At 44.6% G+C, this 17,434-nt stretch carries 22 protein-coding genes; 15 read left to right on the top strand and 7 right to left on the bottom strand.

The window, feature by feature from the left end; translation table 11 throughout:
- Positions 1-54 precede the first annotated feature (54 nt).
- The 4 genes from SHEWPOL2_RS10115 (at position 55) to SHEWPOL2_RS10100 (ending at position 3,360) form a co-directional block, all read left to right on the top strand.
- Positions 55-981 carry a hypothetical protein gene (locus SHEWPOL2_RS10115; protein WP_037428039.1) on the top strand — a complete coding sequence of 309 codons (927 nt, stop codon included), beginning with the start codon at positions 55-57 and terminating at the stop codon, positions 979-981.
- Between the two features lie 91 nt (positions 982-1,072).
- Positions 1,073-1,276: a hypothetical protein gene (locus SHEWPOL2_RS10110; protein WP_239642754.1), complete on the top strand. Its 204-nt coding sequence runs from the start codon at positions 1,073-1,075 to the stop codon at positions 1,274-1,276.
- Positions 1,273-3,036 carry a hypothetical protein gene (locus SHEWPOL2_RS10105; RefSeq protein ID WP_037428037.1) on the top strand — a complete coding sequence of 588 codons (1,764 nt, stop codon included), beginning with the start codon at positions 1,273-1,275 and terminating at the stop codon, positions 3,034-3,036. Before SHEWPOL2_RS10110 ends, SHEWPOL2_RS10105 begins: the two co-directional genes overlap by 4 nt.
- Positions 3,037-3,147: 111 nt before the next feature.
- Positions 3,148-3,360: a hypothetical protein gene (locus tag SHEWPOL2_RS10100; protein WP_037428035.1), complete on the top strand. Its 213-nt coding sequence runs from the start codon at positions 3,148-3,150 to the stop codon at positions 3,358-3,360.
- 13 nt (positions 3,361-3,373) lie between these two features.
- Here SHEWPOL2_RS10100 and SHEWPOL2_RS10095 read toward each other — a convergent pair whose 3' ends face one another.
- From SHEWPOL2_RS10095 to SHEWPOL2_RS10075, 5 genes are all read right to left on the bottom strand, one after another.
- The gene (locus SHEWPOL2_RS10095; RefSeq protein ID WP_037428033.1) at positions 3,374-3,574 is read right to left on the bottom strand and encodes a hypothetical protein; all 201 of its coding nucleotides are present in this window, start codon (positions 3,572-3,574) and stop codon (positions 3,374-3,376) included.
- Position 3,575: 1 nt separating this feature from the next.
- The gene (locus tag SHEWPOL2_RS10090; RefSeq protein WP_037428032.1) at positions 3,576-3,872 is read right to left on the bottom strand and encodes a hypothetical protein; all 297 of its coding nucleotides are present in this window, start codon (positions 3,870-3,872) and stop codon (positions 3,576-3,578) included.
- 1 nt (position 3,873) lies between these two features.
- The gene (locus tag SHEWPOL2_RS10085) at positions 3,874-4,461 is read right to left on the bottom strand and encodes a hypothetical protein (protein ID WP_037428031.1); all 588 of its coding nucleotides are present in this window, start codon (positions 4,459-4,461) and stop codon (positions 3,874-3,876) included.
- Between the two features lie 84 nt (positions 4,462-4,545).
- Positions 4,546-5,154, bottom strand: coding sequence for a hypothetical protein (locus SHEWPOL2_RS10080; RefSeq protein ID WP_037428030.1), 609 nt, complete (start codon positions 5,152-5,154; stop codon positions 4,546-4,548).
- Position 5,155: 1 nt separating this feature from the next.
- Positions 5,156-6,232, bottom strand: a complete 1,077-nt coding sequence (locus SHEWPOL2_RS10075; RefSeq protein ID WP_037428029.1) for a site-specific integrase — start codon at positions 6,230-6,232, stop codon at positions 5,156-5,158.
- A gap of 143 nt (positions 6,233-6,375) precedes the next feature.
- Between SHEWPOL2_RS10075 and dusA the strand changes: the two genes are divergently transcribed.
- The 3 genes from dusA to SHEWPOL2_RS10055 all read left to right on the top strand — a co-directional run bounded on the left by dusA (position 6,376) and on the right by SHEWPOL2_RS10055 (position 8,208).
- On the top strand, positions 6,376-7,362 hold the full coding sequence (gene dusA / locus SHEWPOL2_RS10070) for a tRNA dihydrouridine(20/20a) synthase DusA (protein ID WP_050991344.1): 987 nt from the start codon (positions 6,376-6,378) through the stop codon (positions 7,360-7,362).
- 207 nt (positions 7,363-7,569) lie between these two features.
- Positions 7,570-7,863: a hypothetical protein gene (locus SHEWPOL2_RS10065; RefSeq protein WP_037428026.1), complete on the top strand. Its 294-nt coding sequence runs from the start codon at positions 7,570-7,572 to the stop codon at positions 7,861-7,863.
- Positions 7,864-8,007: 144 nt separating this feature from the next.
- Positions 8,008-8,208 (top strand): PspC domain-containing protein, encoded by a 201-nt coding sequence (locus SHEWPOL2_RS10055; RefSeq protein ID WP_037422129.1) that lies wholly within the window; start codon positions 8,008-8,010, stop codon positions 8,206-8,208.
- A 139-nt stretch (positions 8,209-8,347) separates the two neighbouring features.
- On the opposite strand, the gene SHEWPOL2_RS10050 is transcribed toward SHEWPOL2_RS10055, so the two are convergent.
- Positions 8,348-9,085 (bottom strand): enoyl-CoA hydratase-related protein, encoded by a 738-nt coding sequence (locus SHEWPOL2_RS10050; protein ID WP_037428025.1) that lies wholly within the window; start codon positions 9,083-9,085, stop codon positions 8,348-8,350.
- 34 nt (positions 9,086-9,119) lie between these two features.
- Between SHEWPOL2_RS10050 and SHEWPOL2_RS10045 the strand changes: the two genes are divergently transcribed.
- From SHEWPOL2_RS10045 to SHEWPOL2_RS10035, 3 genes are read left to right on the top strand one after another with little or no spacing between them, the layout of a single operon-like run.
- Positions 9,120-9,602: a copper chaperone PCu(A)C gene (locus SHEWPOL2_RS10045; protein WP_037428023.1), complete on the top strand. Its 483-nt coding sequence runs from the start codon at positions 9,120-9,122 to the stop codon at positions 9,600-9,602.
- A gap of 11 nt (positions 9,603-9,613) precedes the next feature.
- Positions 9,614-10,582, top strand: coding sequence for a DUF2333 family protein (locus tag SHEWPOL2_RS10040; protein ID WP_037422138.1), 969 nt, complete (start codon positions 9,614-9,616; stop codon positions 10,580-10,582).
- A 2-nt stretch (positions 10,583-10,584) separates the two neighbouring features.
- Positions 10,585-11,322 (top strand): TIGR04219 family outer membrane beta-barrel protein, encoded by a 738-nt coding sequence (locus SHEWPOL2_RS10035; RefSeq protein WP_037428021.1) that lies wholly within the window; start codon positions 10,585-10,587, stop codon positions 11,320-11,322.
- A 66-nt stretch (positions 11,323-11,388) separates the two neighbouring features.
- Here SHEWPOL2_RS10035 and tolC read toward each other — a convergent pair whose 3' ends face one another.
- Positions 11,389-12,696: an outer membrane channel protein TolC gene (gene tolC, locus SHEWPOL2_RS10030; RefSeq protein ID WP_037422145.1), complete on the bottom strand. Its 1,308-nt coding sequence runs from the start codon at positions 12,694-12,696 to the stop codon at positions 11,389-11,391.
- A gap of 241 nt (positions 12,697-12,937) precedes the next feature.
- On the opposite strand from tolC, the gene nudF reads away from it, so the two are divergent.
- The 5 genes from nudF to parE are packed head-to-tail and all read left to right on the top strand — an operon-like array spanning position 12,938 to position 17,390.
- Positions 12,938-13,540 carry an ADP-ribose diphosphatase gene (nudF, locus tag SHEWPOL2_RS10025; protein WP_037428020.1) on the top strand — a complete coding sequence of 201 codons (603 nt, stop codon included), beginning with the start codon at positions 12,938-12,940 and terminating at the stop codon, positions 13,538-13,540.
- 12 nt (positions 13,541-13,552) lie between these two features.
- On the top strand, positions 13,553-13,993 hold the full coding sequence (locus SHEWPOL2_RS10020; protein ID WP_037428018.1) for a DUF1249 domain-containing protein: 441 nt from the start codon (positions 13,553-13,555) through the stop codon (positions 13,991-13,993).
- 15 nt (positions 13,994-14,008) lie between these two features.
- Entirely contained in the window at positions 14,009-14,845 is an 837-nt protein-coding gene (cpdA, locus tag SHEWPOL2_RS10015; RefSeq protein WP_037428017.1) for a 3',5'-cyclic-AMP phosphodiesterase, read from the top strand.
- A 26-nt stretch (positions 14,846-14,871) separates the two neighbouring features.
- Complete coding sequence (locus tag SHEWPOL2_RS10010) at positions 14,872-15,447, top strand: YqiA/YcfP family alpha/beta fold hydrolase (RefSeq protein ID WP_037428015.1); 576 nt, start codon at positions 14,872-14,874, stop codon at positions 15,445-15,447.
- Positions 15,448-15,503: 56 nt separating this feature from the next.
- A complete protein-coding gene (gene parE, locus SHEWPOL2_RS10005; RefSeq protein WP_037428014.1) occupies positions 15,504-17,390 on the top strand; it encodes a DNA topoisomerase IV subunit B in 1,887 nt (628 codons plus the stop codon).
- The last annotated feature ends 44 nt before the right edge of the window (positions 17,391-17,434 follow it).

Genomic DNA, 17,434 nt, shown 5'->3' with positions numbered 1-17,434 from the left:
TTTAGGTTCTAGGTCTAGGTTCTAGAGCCTAGAAACTTTTAATCAGGAGTTTATATGGGATTACCAGTAACCGTTTATCGCTACACCGATGCTGGCGCACCGCAAATAGTTAATAACACACCTTCTGAGTGGATAAATGTTTTAAAAAAAGTTTTAGTTGAAGGTTATGGAGATAAACAGCCATTAGGCTGGACGCTTGAATTTGAGGATGCTGGTGTGCGGGCTGTCGCATTCAGAAACTCAACAACCGATGGTGGTAGTGGTGGTTATGTAAAATTTTATTCAATTGACGGTAGCAACACGGCAAACCGAATTGTAGGTATTAAATGTGCTTTAGGTATGACTGACATAAGTACATTTTTTAAACCATTATGGGCTAGAGGTTTATTTGTAAGCTCTAATCATAAAGGGTGGGAAATAATCGGCACCAAAAGAGGTTTTTATTTAATACAGCATTACACTGTGAACGCAAACATGGCTTTGCAAGGAAACACACCCGACAATCAAATATATTTTATCGGTGACATCCATTCTGCAATACCTAACGATACATCACCTTTTACGATAGTCAGCTGTACTGGCACAACTGCTGATGCAACCACTTCCACTGGGGTAGTAGACCCATTGGCCACATTGTATGCACAGTTATATCCTGTCGATGGTTCATCTGTAAGTACAATGCACGCATTCAACAAAACGTCTTTTTATAAAGATTCTGGTGCGTATGATGGTGATGCCGAATCACTAGGTATAAATCACTTAATGCACCCTGTTTTTATTTTTGGGTCGGTAGGTCAAAATAACAATGTATCTTCACCGTTTGGTAGAGGTGTAGTTCCCGGATTTCATGTTTCTTCATTTGCAGGGTATAGATCTGCGATATGGCCAAAAGTTCTCAATCAGAATGGTGTAGATTGGATTCTGTTAAGGTCATACAGATCACCTCAATTTTGGGTCAGTACAGGTAATTGGTATGATTAAATTTTTTAATTATGCAGTAGTTAATAATTCATTATGTAATCAATGCGTGGTTACTATTGATTCTGACCCTGATGCTGAACGTGTTATAATAATGGATCGTAATACATCCGAGGTTTACCACAATTTCAATTATCAATCTAACAAGCAGCTAGCTTTTATTGTTCCGATGGGCAATCAGATTAACAGCAATCTGTTAGTCGGCATTCTTGATGATAATCGCGTTTATAACACTAAGTTCGTTGATGGTCGTAAAGCTGAATTGATTGATGGTAATACAGTGAATATTCGCCCATGACAGCCACTGTAATTCGCTTCGACACCCCTTGGTTAAACGCTGTCTCGCCTGTAAAAATCCGCTTTAATGATGCGCCTGTTATTGTCGATAACTCATTTGGTATCGAGCTTGGCTTTAGTTGGGCGGATTTAAACTCTGTGCAGCAAGCGCTATTGCTGGCTGAGGCGTCAATCGATCATGAGTTGCAATGCACTGGCGCGTGGGATAACGACAACGGTACTCAAATCAACACCGAAACCCAATGGCTTAACCCGCAATCAACCGGCATCCACACTAAGTTTGCTTGGGCTGTGGGTGAGCAGGTTCGCCGCGATTTGGCAATTAATTGGATAACACCGGATGATCACCAAACTGGCCTTGCGATTGTGTGGCTAACGCCAAAGAATCACATGGCGTTGACTGACGTGCCGTGGGTAAACTTTACCGCCGTGGATCGAGAGGTAGCCGTTACTTGGATTGATGGCCCACAAGCTGAGATTGCGCAACTCATTAGTTATCAAGCGATTGTGGTTGATACCGAGCAAACCATTACGTGGGGGCCACATGCGCCCCGCTGGGTATGCTCGAGTAAATACCGCCCGCCAGTGGGAAAAGTCACACTGCGCTTTAATGAGCCGCTAGCAGATGATCAAAACCCGATTGTGCTGCGCTTTACCGCATCACCTAATTATTGCTATTGGGATGATGGCGGCGGCTTGATTGACGGCAATCCCGTATTACCACCACTTGATTTTAAAATCCCAATTGAACCCCAAATCCGCAGGTACTACTTAATGCAGCCAACGGTGACATGCACCCGAGTTTCAGACGGCACAGTGATTGTGATCAGCAGCGTGAGCATTAGCCACAGCCGTGGCCAGTGGGCCCGCGCGGTGAGCTTGGAGTTCTCAAGCCGTATCGATGCCGAGCGCGCTCACAATGAGTTATTGCTGATAACCATTAACGGCTATGAATTTTACGCGATTGCTGAACAGCCAAGTGTGAGCAAAGTGTTTGGCAGTGCCACTTATAACAGCACTGGCCGATCCCGCGTGGCCGAACTGGCCGCGCCTTATAAGCTGCCAATCAGCTACACCAACACCACGGCCCGCAGTTTTGCGGGTTTGTTGGGTGACTTGCTGCAAAATACTGGCTGGACGGTGCAGCTGAACGGCATCACTGATTTTACCATCCCAGCCGGTGCCTTTAGCGTGGGCAATAAAACCCCGATTGAGGCAGTCGCCGAGGCGGTAGGGCAATTAGGTTGCATGATCTTAACCGATGATGCGGCCAAAAAGCTGACCATAGTCCCACGTTGGCCCACTGCACCGTGGGCAATGGCAACCGCAGTGCCTGATCTAGCATTGCACGATGCGGTGATCACTAGCTATAGCGACTCAGTCAGCCGCAATCCATTGTGTAACGTGGTGTGGCTGCGGGGAGAACAGCAGGGCATTAGCGCCAAAGTAAAACGCGCAGGCAGTGCGGGCAATATCCCCGCTGCAGATATCAGCGCTCAGTTGATTGTTGACAACCAAGCCGCCCGAGTAGCCGGTACCAATGCACTGGCCGAAACGGGCGATAAGTTGAGTGTGAATTTGTCGATGCCCGTAATGGCCGATTTACCACCCGCAACACCTGGCATGTTAGTTGGCGTTACTATCAACAGCGAAGTGTTTAAAGGCGTGTGCGATAGCTGGACTATCCGCGCGACTGTAAGCGAGCGCGGTGATATCGATATCGAGCAAAGCATTACACTTATCAGCCCGTTAGAAAGTTAGAAACTAGAGCGGGCTGCGCCCTTATAGATTCTAGAATCTAGAGTCTAGCCCCTAGGTTTTATCACGTCATCCTCGCGAATGCGGGGATCCAGCTTTTAGTATCGAGGCATCATGCTTAAACAACTTCAATCTGCCTTGGTGCTGCCACGGCAGATCATGCTCGTTTCTGCCGTTAATGCAGATGGCACTGTCACCGCCAGCAGCGCCAGCGGCCACACGATACGCGCTATTGGCACCGCTACCGTTGGCGACCATATCTATGTGCAAGATGGCAGGGTGCTAGGGACTGCACCCGATTTGCCATTTGTGGAGATAGAGGTTTAAGAAATAAGTATTTTTAGCTTAATGCTTTGGTTAAGTCGTCAATCATGCACTTGATGTTGTACTCAGTGCCACCGCCTTTAATTGCGCGATCGATAGCTGACTTGCTCGGAGCAGCGCCGCGCACTGAATTAATCAGCTGTTCTGCTTTACGAGCCCCGCCAGCCTTAGCAACCAGATAGGCTAGTTGTTCGGTGTTTGAAGCGTTCTTTTTCATGCTAATCCTCAATGCTACATTCGATATAGCTAATTTTTTTATCTAGTGCATAAAGCTCTCCGCTTCTAGCATCGAACGGCATTCCGAAGATGAATTTATCTGCAAACTTTTCGCGTAAAGCTGAGTTTTTTATTTTCAATTTAGCGCTGTAAGAAGTGTCATTAAAATTATTCATTGCTTCAATTGTTAAATTATAAAGTTCAACAATTTCTTGGCGATGTTGTTTAACTCGCTGAGCTGCTTCATCGTCTTCAACAAGAAGATCACATCTATCAAATTTTAAAAGTATCATTTTCATGTTATTTGTCGCTTAGAAAATAAGTGTCAGGATCGAATGGAATGTCAGATTTTTCACTCATTAACTTTGTGCGTCTTGTTTCTTTTATTTTGTCGCCAAGGTAAAAATCATCATCACAAACTACAAATCGATCATAAGAAGTGATGCCATTCCCCCACTTTTCTTCGCCGCGCAAGTCTGGGTAGTTGATGCTATCAACTCTTTCAAAAAATTCTGCTGACGCTTTGAGATACTTTGCATTGCATTTGATGAAATCAGTAATTTTATTTATATCAGCGGTTTCAATTTCATAAACAACTTCTTTCGTAAAGAATTCGCTAAAATGATGAGTTGTTGCTACTCCACCTAAGACTAAACGATGGTTATAAGTAATAGTTGAGCTAAAATCTTTTGTTTTATGCCCAGATAGACGGCAATTAAATCCTTGGTAATAGATTTCTTCTACAATCAAATTAGCGCACTCGCCGATGATTTTTACGTAACACTCAGAACCATAATCATCATTATCTTGACGAATAACTTTAACTTTATTTCCTGTGCAGATTTCAGTAGCAATTTCAGCAATTTTTTCTAATGTGATTGTGTTCATCGCATTATCTCCATTTTGCTTCGCACCATTGCTTAGCTCATGTGACAAATATACGTCCCGAATCGGGACGATGCAAGCGAATTATCAATTATTTTTCAATTTATTTTTCTTGTACCAATTTCTAAAGTAAGCGTTAAGTGTTTTTCGGTAAGCAAGATAATCATTGTAGTCTGATTCTTTTAGCTTTTTTACATAAGCAGAGCGCCACACATTACTGTATTCATTTTGCTTTTGAATGATGAGTTGCTGCTGATTGGCGGGTAATGAGTGCAGTCTTTTAATCCGTAGTTGATAGCGTTTTTGTTCATAAAGCTGATCGGCTGCTCGCCTGGCGCTGTGCCGCTGCTTGTTATGATCTGGGTTTAGCGCAATCAATTTATAGTAGCTCCGCTTGTGCTTGGCTTTTAGCTGTTCATGCTGGCATCGTTCTGAGCATGTTGTTCGTTTAGCTCCCCAATCATCATTTATAATCGGCGCTCCGCAAATCACACAAGGCCCACGGCGGCAGGTTTTGCACGCTGGCACCAAACCTTTTACAAGTGAGCCCTGATCGACTTCAAGCGTATTGCCGCAAATACAGCGGCATAGCCACACCTTTACCGCGTTGCGGCCATGCTGAACACGGCCAACGCAGCGCATAACATGCAGCGAGTAAAAATAATGATCGGTGTAGTCGCGCTCAATCCCTGCCATTTTAATCCTTTTTAATAAAATCCTTATCATGCAACCTTTTGGGGAATAACTCTGTATACACTTGCCACAGGGTATTGATGTTTCTATGCCCTGTCACCTGCGCCACCTCATCAATCGTGAAACCCTTTTCAAATAACCGGCTCGCGCCTTCTCGTCTAAGGTCGTGATAGCGTAAATCGGTTATCCCCAATTCATTACGCACTCGTTGGAACCCTGCAGTAACTGAGGTTGGATTGTACGGGAATACCCGCTCATCGTACCGTGGCTGCTTTTGCAGTATCTCCCACGCCCCACCCAGTAGCGGCACTAACATATGGTTGCCCGTTTTTTTGCGAGGATCTTTACGGTCGCGCACAATTACCGCTTTTTGTTCCTCATCAACATCAGCCCATTTTATCCGGCAAACCTCACCAATACGCATACAGCTGAGTATCGAGAAATCGAGTAAATCAATGTAAGGGATATGCGCCGCCCGTTGATCTGCCCTTGCTGCTAATCCCACTTTTAACTTCTCAATCTCAATCGCCGTTGGCCTGCGCGAACGCTTAGCTGATTTAGCAATCAAGCCTTGAGCGTATAGCGCATCGTAGGCGTCAATCACCGCCACCTGCGACACATCATAACCAAAGTTTGACCGCGCAATTCGCAGCAGCCAGCGGATCACACTCACATCTATAGACAGCGTAGAGCCACCCGCACCCGCACTTGCACGTAATTTACAGTGCTCAATAATATGATGAGGCTTTAGCTCATCAATCGGCACTTTTGCCAATTCGCAATCAGCCAGTAATTTCAGGCAATATCGTTTAGAGCGTCCTATGCTCGCATCGATGTTAGTATCAGCAATCGCCTTGGTAATCACATCACCCAGCGTTAACTTAGGTTTAGCGTTATCCTCAAAACCATTGGTCTCAATTTCTGCCACCCGCTGCTTACCCCACGCCTCCGCTGGCGCCTGCTTTGTAAAAGTGCGGTGATCGCTGTAAACTATCTTACCTTTTTGCTTCACCCGCACAGTGCATTTATAGCGCGGGGTTCCATCTGCACGTTGACGAGGATCGATCACATAAAACGCCATTTGGATACCTTGTCCAATTTTTTGGGATACCTAACAGGATACCCAACCATTTTAAAATATGCAAAAACGTGCAAAAAACAGTAAAAATATATTATCACTGTAATTAAGCAACATCACATAAGTAGCCTGATATAAAAGAATTTATGCTAAAATCAATTAATAGAACCTTTTCCATTGCACCGATGCTCGATTGGACGGATCGTCATTACCGTTATTTTGCGCGTTTAATGTCGGCCAATGCCTTACTGTATACCGAGATGGTGACCACCGGCGCGATTTTGCATGGCCGTGGCGATTATCTTGCCTATAACCAAGAGGAACATCCTCTTGCATTGCAGTTGGGTGGCTCGAATCCTGCTGAACTTGCTCGCTGCGCCAAACTGGCCGCCGAGCGCGGTTATGATGAAGTGAACCTCAATGTGGGCTGTCCTTCGGATCGGGTGCAAAATGGTCGCTTTGGTGCCTGTTTGATGGCTGAACCTGAGCTGGTGGCTGAATGTGTCGATGCAATGAAGCAAGTGGTTGATATTCCTGTGACGGTAAAAACGCGCATCGGGATCGATGAGCAGGATAGCTATGAGTTTTTGACTCACTTTATTGATACTGTCATGGCTAAAGGCTGTGGTGAGTTTATAATCCATGCGCGTAAGGCTTGGCTGCAAGGCTTAAGCCCGAAAGAGAATCGTGAGATCCCGCCCTTAGACTACGAACGTGTGTATCAGCTCAAACGTGATTATCCGATGCTTAATATCAGCATTAACGGTGGCATCACTAGCCTTGAACAGGCCCAAACCCACTTGCAGCACTTAGATGGTGTGATGGTAGGACGTGAGGCTTACCAAAATCCTTATATTCTAGCGCAGGTTGACCAACTGCTCTGCGGCAGGCTGAAGGCGGTGATTAGCCGTGAGGCTGTGATTGAGGCGATGGTGCCCTATATCGAGGCTCACTTGCAGGCGGGCGGACGCCTAAATCATATCACTCGCCATATGATTGGCTTATTCCAAGGTTTGCCTGGTGCCCGTGCGTGGCGTCGTTATTTAAGCGAAAACGCCCATAAAAACGGTGCGGGCATAGAGGTGGTAAAGCAGGCTTATTTGAGTATTCAAACAGAAATAATTGCTCAATAATCATTCGATTTAAAAAGTGGTGAGATTCACTAAACGTTGTAGTATTTTTCACCACTTTACCTTTCCTAAATATCTCGCTTATCTCGTTCCAGCTTAAAATAAATTTTTAAATCTAATTAAATTAGTATGTTATTGTTTATTTGATAAGTTGGCACGTCCTTTGTAATAGTCCCTATGTCAAGTTAATCAATCGAAAGGGACGACATCATGTTTACTTCAAATGTTAAAAAATCAGTTCAAGTGAGTGTGTTATTCGGTGCATTAATGGCGAGTGTTACAGCACATGCTGAAGCGGCTCCTGTATCTGATGTTATGAGCGCCATTGAGCAAACTCTTAGCACCCAAGCGCAGGAGTTGTTAGTGAATACAAAGCGTGAATTGGTGTTATCGCTGCAAACGCAACTGGCTGAAAGTATCTATGACTTTAATAGTCAATTAACACTGAGCGCGGATACCCAAACTGATTCGGCAACCACAGGTGAATTGAGCGCGAATAAGTAAGGATCTGCCTATGTGGTTTGTAGCACCTCTAATGACTTTGCTACTGCTACCAGTGATTAGCCTCGCGTTGTTTTCAGGCATTATCTGCTGGTTTCAGTGGCATAGTGTCAGCGATAAGTAACTCATAAAATTTTGGAGTTCAAAATGAAACGAGCGCAAATACGAATGAACAATTCACAACGTTTGGTCTGTGGTGTTGCATCAGGTATGGCGTGGCAATTTGGTTGGTCCTGTTTTTGGACGCGAGTGGTATGGGCGGGGGCAATTCTGTTTATGCCAGGCGTGAGTCTACTGGTGTATTTTGTGTTGGCTTTGCTTGTAGAACAATGGAAAAGACCGATTTAAGCCAAGTTTTTGTACTCTAGATTGTGGGACATTAATGGGACAGCCTATACACGTTTATGGCCACAATCGTTAGCGAGATGCTATCAACAAGAGGGCACATTGACCCTCATGCCAATAATGAGCACTTGCTAAGTGAGTATCACTTTTTAAGAAAAGCCTGGAATCTTGCTTTTGCTTCATCACTTTTAAGTCTTGCACTAAATTGTTCTAATTCTTGATGCATTTGGTGTTGCACACGGTTTTTATGTGGTCGCATCAACTGACGGGTAATTTGCAGCGCCTGCGGTGGTTGATTGGCTAGTTTTTTCGCTTGGTTAAAGGCATAAACCAATAACTCTTCTTGGGCGATCACATCGTTAATGATGTTCAGTCTGTGGGCGGTATCAGCATCAAAACTTTCTCCGAGCAGCAATAATTCAGCTGCTTTTTGATAACCCACTAATTCGGGTAGGAGTAAACTCGCGCCCGCTTCAGGGACCAAGGCTAAATTAACAAAGGGCAGTTGAAACTTAGCTGTATTGTCTGCGTAAACTAAATCGCAATGCAGTAGCACAGTGGTACCAATACCAACAGCCGCACCAGAAACGGCAGCGACCAGTGGTTTTTTGAGCTCTAATAAACAAAATAAGAAGCGTACCGCAGGATGGTTTGGCCCTAAGTCACTATTTTTCAAAAAGTCTGCAACATCATTGCCCGAGGTGAAACAATTATCTTCACCATGGAGCATAAAGGCACGAATGTCGTTGTCTGCTTCACCTTCGATCAGGTATTCTGTCAGTTGTTTATACATATTAAGATTAAGTGCATTGCGTTTATCTGGGCGATTAAAGCTGATAACACGAACGCCCTGATCATCCCGAACCTGTATATGACTCATGGGTTGTTTTCCTTTACGACGACATTGGGTAGACATGGAGTTTAAGACATTGAAACCGATATTCAAACAGATGTTTAATTGTGTTGCCTTATCCTGTGCCTCATTTTCTGTTTTCGCCAACGTAGTGATGACTGAAGGTCATGTACGTGCAATGCCTGATACCGTTCCAAATACTGCCGCTTACTTTACGCTCGAAAATCACAACGATAAAGCCGTACGCTTGATTGGCGTGACAACCGACGTAGCGAACGAAGCGCAATTGCATACCATTATTGAAGAGCAAGGTATGGTAAAAATGCGCCATGTTGAAGGCTTTGATATTCCATCCCATGGAAAATTAACCCTGATGCCATCGGGGGAGCATGTCATGCTAATTGGGCTTAAGGCTCCATTAGTGTTAGATCAGCAAGTTAAGCTGCAATTAGAGTTTAACGATGGCGAAAAAATGACGATTACATTGCCTGTCGCTAAGCAGGCCGAGAATGCTGCTGAACCCGAGCATCATCACCATCATTAAGGAGTCGCTTGATGCAAATCACATGGAAGAAGGTCACTGGAGTTAGTTTATGCGTTGTTTTAATTGGTTATGTTGTGAGTGTCTGGTGGAGTATCGAGCCTGATCCGCTGACGCCACAACAGCTTACTGCCACAGAAAAGAATGTTGTTGGTTATGCGACCACAACCTCTTTGATTATGACCGTTGAAACGCTGCTGGATAAGCAAGGTGGTTGGCTATCGAATGATGTTATGCCACCCTCAATCTTTATGGATAACATGCCCGCCTTTGAGTATGGCGCTTTAGAGCAAGCGCGTGATTTGGCGCTGATTATGCGTAAAGAGTTTAGCCGTTCACAGTCGCAATCTACCGCTGATAAAGATTTGAGTGAAGCGCAGGCTAAGTTAAACATCGACCATACCAGTTGGTTAGTGCCGAGTGCTGAAAGCGAATACCGCGATGGTATTAAGCTACTTAAGTTGTACCGGGCGCGAATGATGGATCCGAATAATCAAGATGCACAGTTTTATGCCCGCGCAGATAACCTTAATGAGTGGCTCAAAGAAGTGCAAAAACGTTTAGGCAGTATGTCGCAACGGTTATCTGCAAGTGTAGGTCAAGAACGTCTTAACACCGATTTAGCGGGGGATAATGCTGCGCGTCAATCAACCCCTAATTTAGCCAGCCATCAGGTGAAAACCAGCTGGTGGAAGATTGATGATGTGTTTTATGAGAGCCGCGGCGCCTCATGGGCATTACTGAATTTTATGCGTGCAGTTGAAGTCGATTTTGCTGACGTGCTGAAAAAGAAAAATGCTGAAGTGAGCCTAAAACAGATCATTCGTGAACTAGAGGCAACTCAGCAAACGGTTTGGAGCCCTGTTGTGCTTAATGGCAGTGGTTTCGGTCTAGTCGCTAATCATTCATTGGTTATGGCTAACTATGTATCCCGTGCAAATGCCGCGGTGATTGATTTAACGAACTTGCTATCTCAAGGTTAATTATGAAAAAAATACTCCTGGCCAGTGCAGTATTAGGCTGCATAATGGCTACATCAGCTCACGCGGCCACTGTGGTTGGTTTTAAAATAGGTGGCGATTATTGGCGCGCCGATACTAGCGGTACTTTTTCCGATAAAGGTCAGCCACAACAAGGTTTTGACTACAGCTCATCTGCGCAGGGTAGCTATTGGTTTGCCGTTGAACACCCACTGCCTTTTGTGCCAAATCTGAAAATTCGTGAAAACAGTCTTGATCAAAAAGGTAGCTTGGCGAACGCTGATTTCAGCTTTAATGGTCATGATTTTAAAGGTAATGTGACCAGTTATACCGATCTGAGCAACACCGATTTTGTGTTGTATTATGAACTGCTGGATAACGATATTTTATCTTTTGATTTGGGCGCAGCTTATAAGTTGATGAATGGCTCTCTGCGTGTCCAAGATGCAGGTCATCCAGAAGAGAAAGACGTAGATAGCGGAATTGTTATGGGGTACGCCAGTACCCATGTGAGCATGCCGGGTTTAGGCTTATTTGGCTTTGCAGATTTAATGCTTGGGGTGAATGAGTCTAATGTACATGATTATGCGGTCGGTTTAGGCTGGCAGTTTGATGGTGTGGCGGTGGATACCCGTGTGCGCGTTGGCTACCGTGAGTTTGCCTTTGATGTGAATAATTTCTCTGGCATTAGTGCTGACTCAAAGTTTGATGGCTATTTCGCTGGCGTCGAAATTGACTTCTAAGTCGTAATTCTGACAATAAAAAACCGCCAATCTTGGCGGTTTTTTTATTGGACAATATTGCTTAACTTATTCAGCTTTTAGGCCGTTGTTAATAGCAATAACATCATCTTCGTTTAATGTACCCGCTGCTTGTTTCAGTGCAACAATCGAGTTGATGTAGCTGTAACGCGCATCTGATAATTTACGTTTTGAGTCGTACAGATCGCGTGTACGGTTCAATACGTCAACAATAGTACGAGTACCAACTTCGAAGCCTGCTTGCGTAGCCTTTAATGCACTTTCAGATGAAATTACAGACTGTTCGTAAGCACGGATAGAGCTGATTGACGCCCCCACGTTGTTGTAGTTATTACGAACGTTTTTCACTACGCTACGGTAGGTTTGTTCCAACTTCTCGCTTGCCTCAACATATTGGAACTGCGCTTCTTTGACTTGTGATGAGACTTTAAAGCCTTCAAAAATCGGAATACTTAAGTTAATGCCTGCGCTCATGTTGTCAAAATCAGGTTCATTCGAATTACCTAATTTTTGCTCTAAACCTTTGCTATAACCAGCATTTAAGCTTAGTGATGGCATATGGCCTGCTTTATAGAGGCTAATGGTCTCTTGAGCGATATCTTTGCCAATACGTTGAGTCATTAGATCGACGCTATTGGTTTCGGCAATTTTTAACCAATCACTAGATGAACTCGGTGCTGGTGTGACTGCTGAGAAGCGGTTAGTGTCGAGTACGTTTAAGGCTTTGTGATCGATACCCGTGATTTCGCGCAGTGCTTCATAACTATTGGCAAGGGTATTTTCTGCCAAAATTTCAGAGGCTGAGGCTAAGTCATATTGTGCTTGAGCTTCATGAACGTCAGTAATCGCAGTTAAACCAACGGCAAAACGTTGTTTAGTTTGCTCAAGTTGACGCTCAATCGCGCGTTTTTCTGCACCTTGGAACTCGTAGTTATCTTTGGCTGTTAATACATCAAAGTAGGCTTTAGTCACGCGAGTGATCAAATTTTGCAGTGCCGATGCATAGGTTGAGTCAGCTTGAGAAGCGGCTTTCTCCGCAAGGCTTAAACCTACCCAAGCACTATGGTCATAAATGACTTGATTGAGCTTTAGGTTGCCAGTCAGGCCGCTGCTATCATCTCGAGGATCATTCCATGCCTTGTCATAACCCACGTTTGCACTGATAGTCGGTAACAGTGGCGCACGATTTTGTTCAATCTTTTCAAACAAAGCGTTACGTTGCGCTTGCGCTTGCAACACGAGTGGGTCACTTGTCAGTGCCTGTTGATAAATTTGCAGTAAATCATCTGCTTGAACCGCAGGAGCGGAAGCGGCTAGAGTTAATGCTACGCATAGAGAACGGATCTTAAATTTCATTTGCTGTCCTTATTAGACAAAATCTCCAAAAGGAGAAATATATAACTTCGTTTAGACTAAGTAATGCCTTTACCAAGGCGGTTTGCGCTTCCCGACGCTTCCCGATACAGCTAAAACTTAATGACGTAGAGTCTAAAAACTCCAACACGTTCAAGTCAACTGCGAAGTGTAACAGATTTTATTTAAAAATGAGCCAAATTGCCTTGATAATAGGCGAAAATTTAACTGTTAAGGATAAGATATGAAGCCTCAGGTTTTTTCGCAAACAGATATTGAAATCCTCGAAAAAAAATCGCTATATCAAGGCTTTTTTGCCTTAGAGCAATTTACCTTCAAACATAAGCTATTTGCTGGAGGCTGGAGTCAGCCAGTCACCCGTGAGGTCTTTGAACGTGGCCATGCAGTCGTTGTGCTGCCCTATGATCCTAAGTGCGATAAGGTAGTGTTGATTGAGCAAGTTAGGTTTCCTGCATTAGCAACCACTAAATCTCCTTGGCTTATGGAGTTAGTCGCGGGTATGATTGCGCCCGACGAAACGCCAGAGGATGTCGCGCACCGCGAATTGTTAGAAGAAACTGGCTTGACCGCTCGCCACATCCATTTTGTGAGCAGTTATCTTGCAAGCCCTGGTGGCAGTACTGAACGTTTCTATTTTTATTGGGCTGAGGTGGATTCATCACAAGCTCAAGGTTTGCATGGATTAGCTGACGAACACGAAGATATTCGATTGCATGTTGTAGACCGTGAGGTTGCCTATCACGGTGTCGTTAATGGCGAAATAGACAATGCATCGAGCGTTATTGGATTGCAGTGGCTGCAATTAAACTATCAGCAACTGGTTTAGGTTGGAAAAGGTTTGACGCATTCAACATCACATCAAAAACCGCGTTATCAACCCAACGTGAGCGACTTTTTAGCGCTATGCGGGCGTAACTATGGCTATATGCAAAAGTGGTTGCCACTGGATATTGCTGTAGGTCAATCTTGGCAACTTGAAGGTGAATTTGGTGTATTAGTTATCCGTATTTTAGAAAATACCAAATATACTCAATTAGTTGAAATCTCACGCCCACTACAAATAGTGGAGTTTGTTAATATTCCCAAGGTGTTAGTGAGAATTTATCATGATGCTAAATTAGCAGAAGTGTTAACTGGTCAACAGATTTACCAACTGCGCCCAGTGTATGATTATCCCAATTTACGTATGTATCATAGTGATGAGAAGTACCAGGTAAATGCATTCCTGGGAGAATTATTGAAGATTGGTGGCCAACAACGTTTGGTTTGCCAGTCTTAGAATTGGGTATTCAATGTGCTGAAAGAGGCTATCTCTTACTCTGTAGCTGATGAAAATGTGCGCATAGTGCAAGTCACCGACCCGCACCTCTTTGCCGATCCTGAAGCTCAGCTACTTGGTGTTAATACCAGCAAAAGTTTGGCCGCGGTACTCAATACGATCCGTGCCGTTAATTACCCTGCGCATCTTATGCTTGCCACAGGTGATTTAAGTCAAGATTATTCCCCTGAGTCTTATCGCCAATTTGTGTCAGCGGTCGCCCCGCTCAATTTACCTTGCCATTATCTTCCGGGTAATCATGATGATCCGCGGATCATGTTTTTGCATATGCAGGGCGAGCGGATTTTTGGCCAGCAACGTATCTTAGTTGGTAAATGGCAAATTTTGATGCTGGATTCCACCGTGAGAGGAAAACCTGGTGGTCATATGGCCGCGAGTCAATTCGAACTCATTGAACAGGCTATAGCCGCACATCCAGACCGCCATACCTTACTGGTGATGCATCATAATCCTATTTTGGTTAATTGTGCTTGGTTAGACCAACACTGCATGGATAATGGGACGGAATTTTTAAAGCGTGTCGCTCAATACCCGCAGGTCAAAGCTTTGCTTTGGGGCCATGTGCATCAACAATTGGATAGCCTTTACGATGGTCCCCATGGTGCGTTGCAATTAATGGCGACACCTTCTACTTGTATCCAGTTTAAACCGCAATCGCCTTATTTTGCCCTCGATGGACTGCAACCCGGTTATCGTTTGCTGGAGCTCAAGGCCGATGGTGGCATCAGCACTAATGTGTATCGCGTACCGGGAAATCTGTTTTCCCCCGATAAAGATTCCAGCGGTTATTAACGCGAGTGACCGCAGCTTGAGGAACTATGCTGCTCTATATTCACGGATTCAACAGTTCTCCTTTCTCTGATAAAGCGGTGATGACGGCACAATATATGGCCGAGCATCACCCGTCCCTCACTTTTCATCAGCCACAGTTACCCAATACACCCAAAGCAGCGATGGCCTTACTACAGCGCTATGTTGAAGAGGCTTTGCAATCGGGTGAGCCGCTTAACTATATTGGCTCGTCCTTAGGGGGTTATTTTGCCAGTTATTTGGCTGAGCATTATGGTGGCCGAGCCGTGTTGGTGAATCCGGCAGTAAAACCCTTTGAACTGTTTGATGAATTTATGGGGCCGCAATTTAACCCTTATACCGAAGAGCATTATCAGGTATTGCCAGAGCATAAGCAGGAAGTGACTGAATTTAATACGACTGTTATCCGCAATCCCGATCGTTTTTTGGTACTATTGCAAACGGGCGATGAAGTGCTGGATTATCGCGAAGCGCTAAATAAATATCATCATTGCCAATTACGGATTGAATCCGGTGGTGATCACAGTTTTGTGGGTTATGAGCGATATCTGCAAACTGTAAGCCAATTTTTACACTTACCTTGACAAATCGTCATCCACAGCCGCAACATGGCCGGATATAACAACCTATAGCGTACACTATGACTAATCAATACACCTCTGACGCCATTGAAGTTCTTAACGGACTTGACCCAGTTAAACGCCGTCCAGGTATGTATACCGATACCAGCCGACCTAACCATTTAGGCCAAGAGGTCATAGATAACAGTGTCGATGAAGCCTTAGCTGGCCATGCCACTAAAATCGAAGTTGTGCTCCACACAGATAACTCGCTGGAAGTCACTGACGATGGTCGTGGTATGCCAGTGGATATTCATCCCGAAGAAGGTATTCCTGGGGTCGAGCTGATCCTGACTAAACTGCATGCCGGCGGTAAATTTTCTAATAAAAATTATCAATTCTCCGGTGGTTTGCATGGTGTAGGGATTTCAGTCGTTAACGCCCTGTCTCGCAGAGTTGAAGTCACTGTGCGCCGAGATGGCCAAGTGTATGATATGGCTTTCGAAAATGGCTTTAAAGTCGAAGATTTACGAGTCAGTGGTACCTGCGGTCGGCGCAATACCGGTACTCGAGTACATTTTTGGCCTGATGCGAGTTATTTTGATTCGGCGAATTTCTCCAATTCCAAACTTATTTATTTACTGCGTGCCAAAGCAGTATTGTGCCCCGGTCTTAGAATTAAATTCACTAATAAGCACACTAACGAAGTGCATGAGTGGTACTACGAGAGTGGCTTAACCGATTATCTTAAGACGGCGGTAGGCGATAATATCATGCTGCCGGAAGAGCCTTTTATCGGTAGTTTTAAGGGGCAAATTGAGGCGGCAGATTGGGCTATTACCTGGTTGCCAGAGGGCGGGGAGTCGATCAACGAAAGTTATGTCAACTTGATCCCAACGCCATTGGGTGGCACCCATGTGAATGGCTTTCGCCAAGGTTTGTTGGAGTCGATGCGTGAGTTTTGTGAGTTTCGTAATCTCATCCCCCGCGGGATTAAGCTCTCTCCTGAGGATATTTGGGATCGCGCAGCCTTCATTCTGTCAGTGAAAATGCAAGACCCGCAGTTTGCGGGACAAACCAAAGAGAAGCTTTCGAGCCGTCAAAGCTCAGCCTTTGTTTCAGGTATCGTGCGTGATGCATTTTCGCTTTGGTTAAATTCGAATACCGAATTAGCCGAGTCATTGGCTGAAATGTGTATTAATAACGCGCAAAAACGCTTAAAAGCAGCCAAAAAAGTCGCCCGTAAAAAAGTCACATCAGGTCCCGCATTACCGGGTAAATTGACCGATTGTAGTGGCCAAGATCCAATGCGCGGCGAACTCTTCCTTGTGGAAGGGGATTCTGCGGGAGGCAGTGCTAAACAGGCTAGAGACCGTGAGTTTCAAGCTATTATGCCGCTACGTGGTAAAATCTTAAATACGTGGGAAGTGGATGCATCTCAGGTATTAGCGTCGCAGGAAGTACATGATATTTCGGTGGCAATTGGTTGTGATCCCGATAGCAATGATATTTCTGAGTTAAGGTATGGCAAAATCTGCATTCTCGCCGACGCCGATTCCGATGGATTGCATATTGCGACTTTACTCTGTGCACTGTTTCTGAAACATTACCGAGTGTTGGTTGAGCAGGGGCATGTTTATATCGCCATGCCGCCACTGTTCCGTATCGATATAGGTAAAGATGTTTATTACGCTTTAGATGAGGCTGAAAAAGAAGGTATTCTCGATCGTATCAGCGCTGAGAATAAAAAAGGTAAAGTTCAAGTAACACGCTTTAAAGGTCTGGGTGAAATGAATCCACTGCAATTGCGTGAAACGACAATGGACCCTAATACTCGCCGTTTAGTGCAGTTAACTATTGATGATGCGGAAGAAACTGATTCTCTTATGGATATGCTGTTAGCTAAGAAGCGTTCACCCGATCGTAAAAACTGGCTCGAAGATAAGGGTGACATGGCGGTACTTTAATGTTGTGCACTATTGCCGATAACAATAACACTTAGGCATAAAGA

Origin of the sequence: Shewanella sp. POL2 (assembly GCF_000282755.1) — a bacterium.
GTDB classification, from domain to species: Bacteria; Pseudomonadota; Gammaproteobacteria; order Enterobacterales; family Shewanellaceae; genus Shewanella; species Shewanella xiamenensis.
Note: the sequence above shows the minus strand (reverse complement) of the source record. Positions and strands in the feature narration are given on the sequence as shown.

Excerpts from the sequence above, each read along its gene's own strand:
- SHEWPOL2_RS10115 (WP_037428039.1), top strand. The coding sequence starts at position 55 with ATGGGATTACCAGTAACCGTTTATCGCTACACCGATGCTGGCGCACCG.
- SHEWPOL2_RS10110 (WP_239642754.1), top strand. The coding sequence starts at position 1,073 with ATGGATCGTAATACATCCGAGGTTTACCACAATTTCAATTATCAATCT.
- SHEWPOL2_RS10105 (WP_037428037.1), top strand. The coding sequence starts at position 1,273 with ATGACAGCCACTGTAATTCGCTTCGACACCCCTTGGTTAAACGCTGTC.
- SHEWPOL2_RS10100 (WP_037428035.1), top strand. The coding sequence starts at position 3,148 with ATGCTTAAACAACTTCAATCTGCCTTGGTGCTGCCACGGCAGATCATG.
- SHEWPOL2_RS10095 (WP_037428033.1), bottom strand. The coding sequence starts at position 3,574 with ATGAAAAAGAACGCTTCAAACACCGAACAACTAGCCTATCTGGTTGCT.
- SHEWPOL2_RS10090 (WP_037428032.1), bottom strand. The coding sequence starts at position 3,872 with ATGAAAATGATACTTTTAAAATTTGATAGATGTGATCTTCTTGTTGAA.
- SHEWPOL2_RS10085 (WP_037428031.1), bottom strand. The coding sequence starts at position 4,461 with ATGAACACAATCACATTAGAAAAAATTGCTGAAATTGCTACTGAAATC.
- SHEWPOL2_RS10080 (WP_037428030.1), bottom strand. The coding sequence starts at position 5,154 with ATGGCAGGGATTGAGCGCGACTACACCGATCATTATTTTTACTCGCTG.
- SHEWPOL2_RS10075 (WP_037428029.1), bottom strand. The coding sequence starts at position 6,232 with ATGGCGTTTTATGTGATCGATCCTCGTCAACGTGCAGATGGAACCCCG.
- dusA (WP_050991344.1), top strand. The coding sequence starts at position 6,376 with ATGCTAAAATCAATTAATAGAACCTTTTCCATTGCACCGATGCTCGAT.
- SHEWPOL2_RS10065 (WP_037428026.1), top strand. The coding sequence starts at position 7,570 with ATGTTTACTTCAAATGTTAAAAAATCAGTTCAAGTGAGTGTGTTATTC.
- SHEWPOL2_RS10055 (WP_037422129.1), top strand. The coding sequence starts at position 8,008 with ATGAAACGAGCGCAAATACGAATGAACAATTCACAACGTTTGGTCTGT.
- SHEWPOL2_RS10050 (WP_037428025.1), bottom strand. The coding sequence starts at position 9,085 with ATGAGTCATATACAGGTTCGGGATGATCAGGGCGTTCGTGTTATCAGC.
- SHEWPOL2_RS10045 (WP_037428023.1), top strand. The coding sequence starts at position 9,120 with ATGGAGTTTAAGACATTGAAACCGATATTCAAACAGATGTTTAATTGT.
- SHEWPOL2_RS10040 (WP_037422138.1), top strand. The coding sequence starts at position 9,614 with ATGCAAATCACATGGAAGAAGGTCACTGGAGTTAGTTTATGCGTTGTT.
- SHEWPOL2_RS10035 (WP_037428021.1), top strand. The coding sequence starts at position 10,585 with ATGAAAAAAATACTCCTGGCCAGTGCAGTATTAGGCTGCATAATGGCT.
- tolC (WP_037422145.1), bottom strand. The coding sequence starts at position 12,696 with ATGAAATTTAAGATCCGTTCTCTATGCGTAGCATTAACTCTAGCCGCT.
- nudF (WP_037428020.1), top strand. The coding sequence starts at position 12,938 with ATGAAGCCTCAGGTTTTTTCGCAAACAGATATTGAAATCCTCGAAAAA.
- SHEWPOL2_RS10010 (WP_037428015.1), top strand. The coding sequence starts at position 14,872 with ATGCTGCTCTATATTCACGGATTCAACAGTTCTCCTTTCTCTGATAAA.
- parE (WP_037428014.1), top strand. The coding sequence starts at position 15,504 with ATGACTAATCAATACACCTCTGACGCCATTGAAGTTCTTAACGGACTT.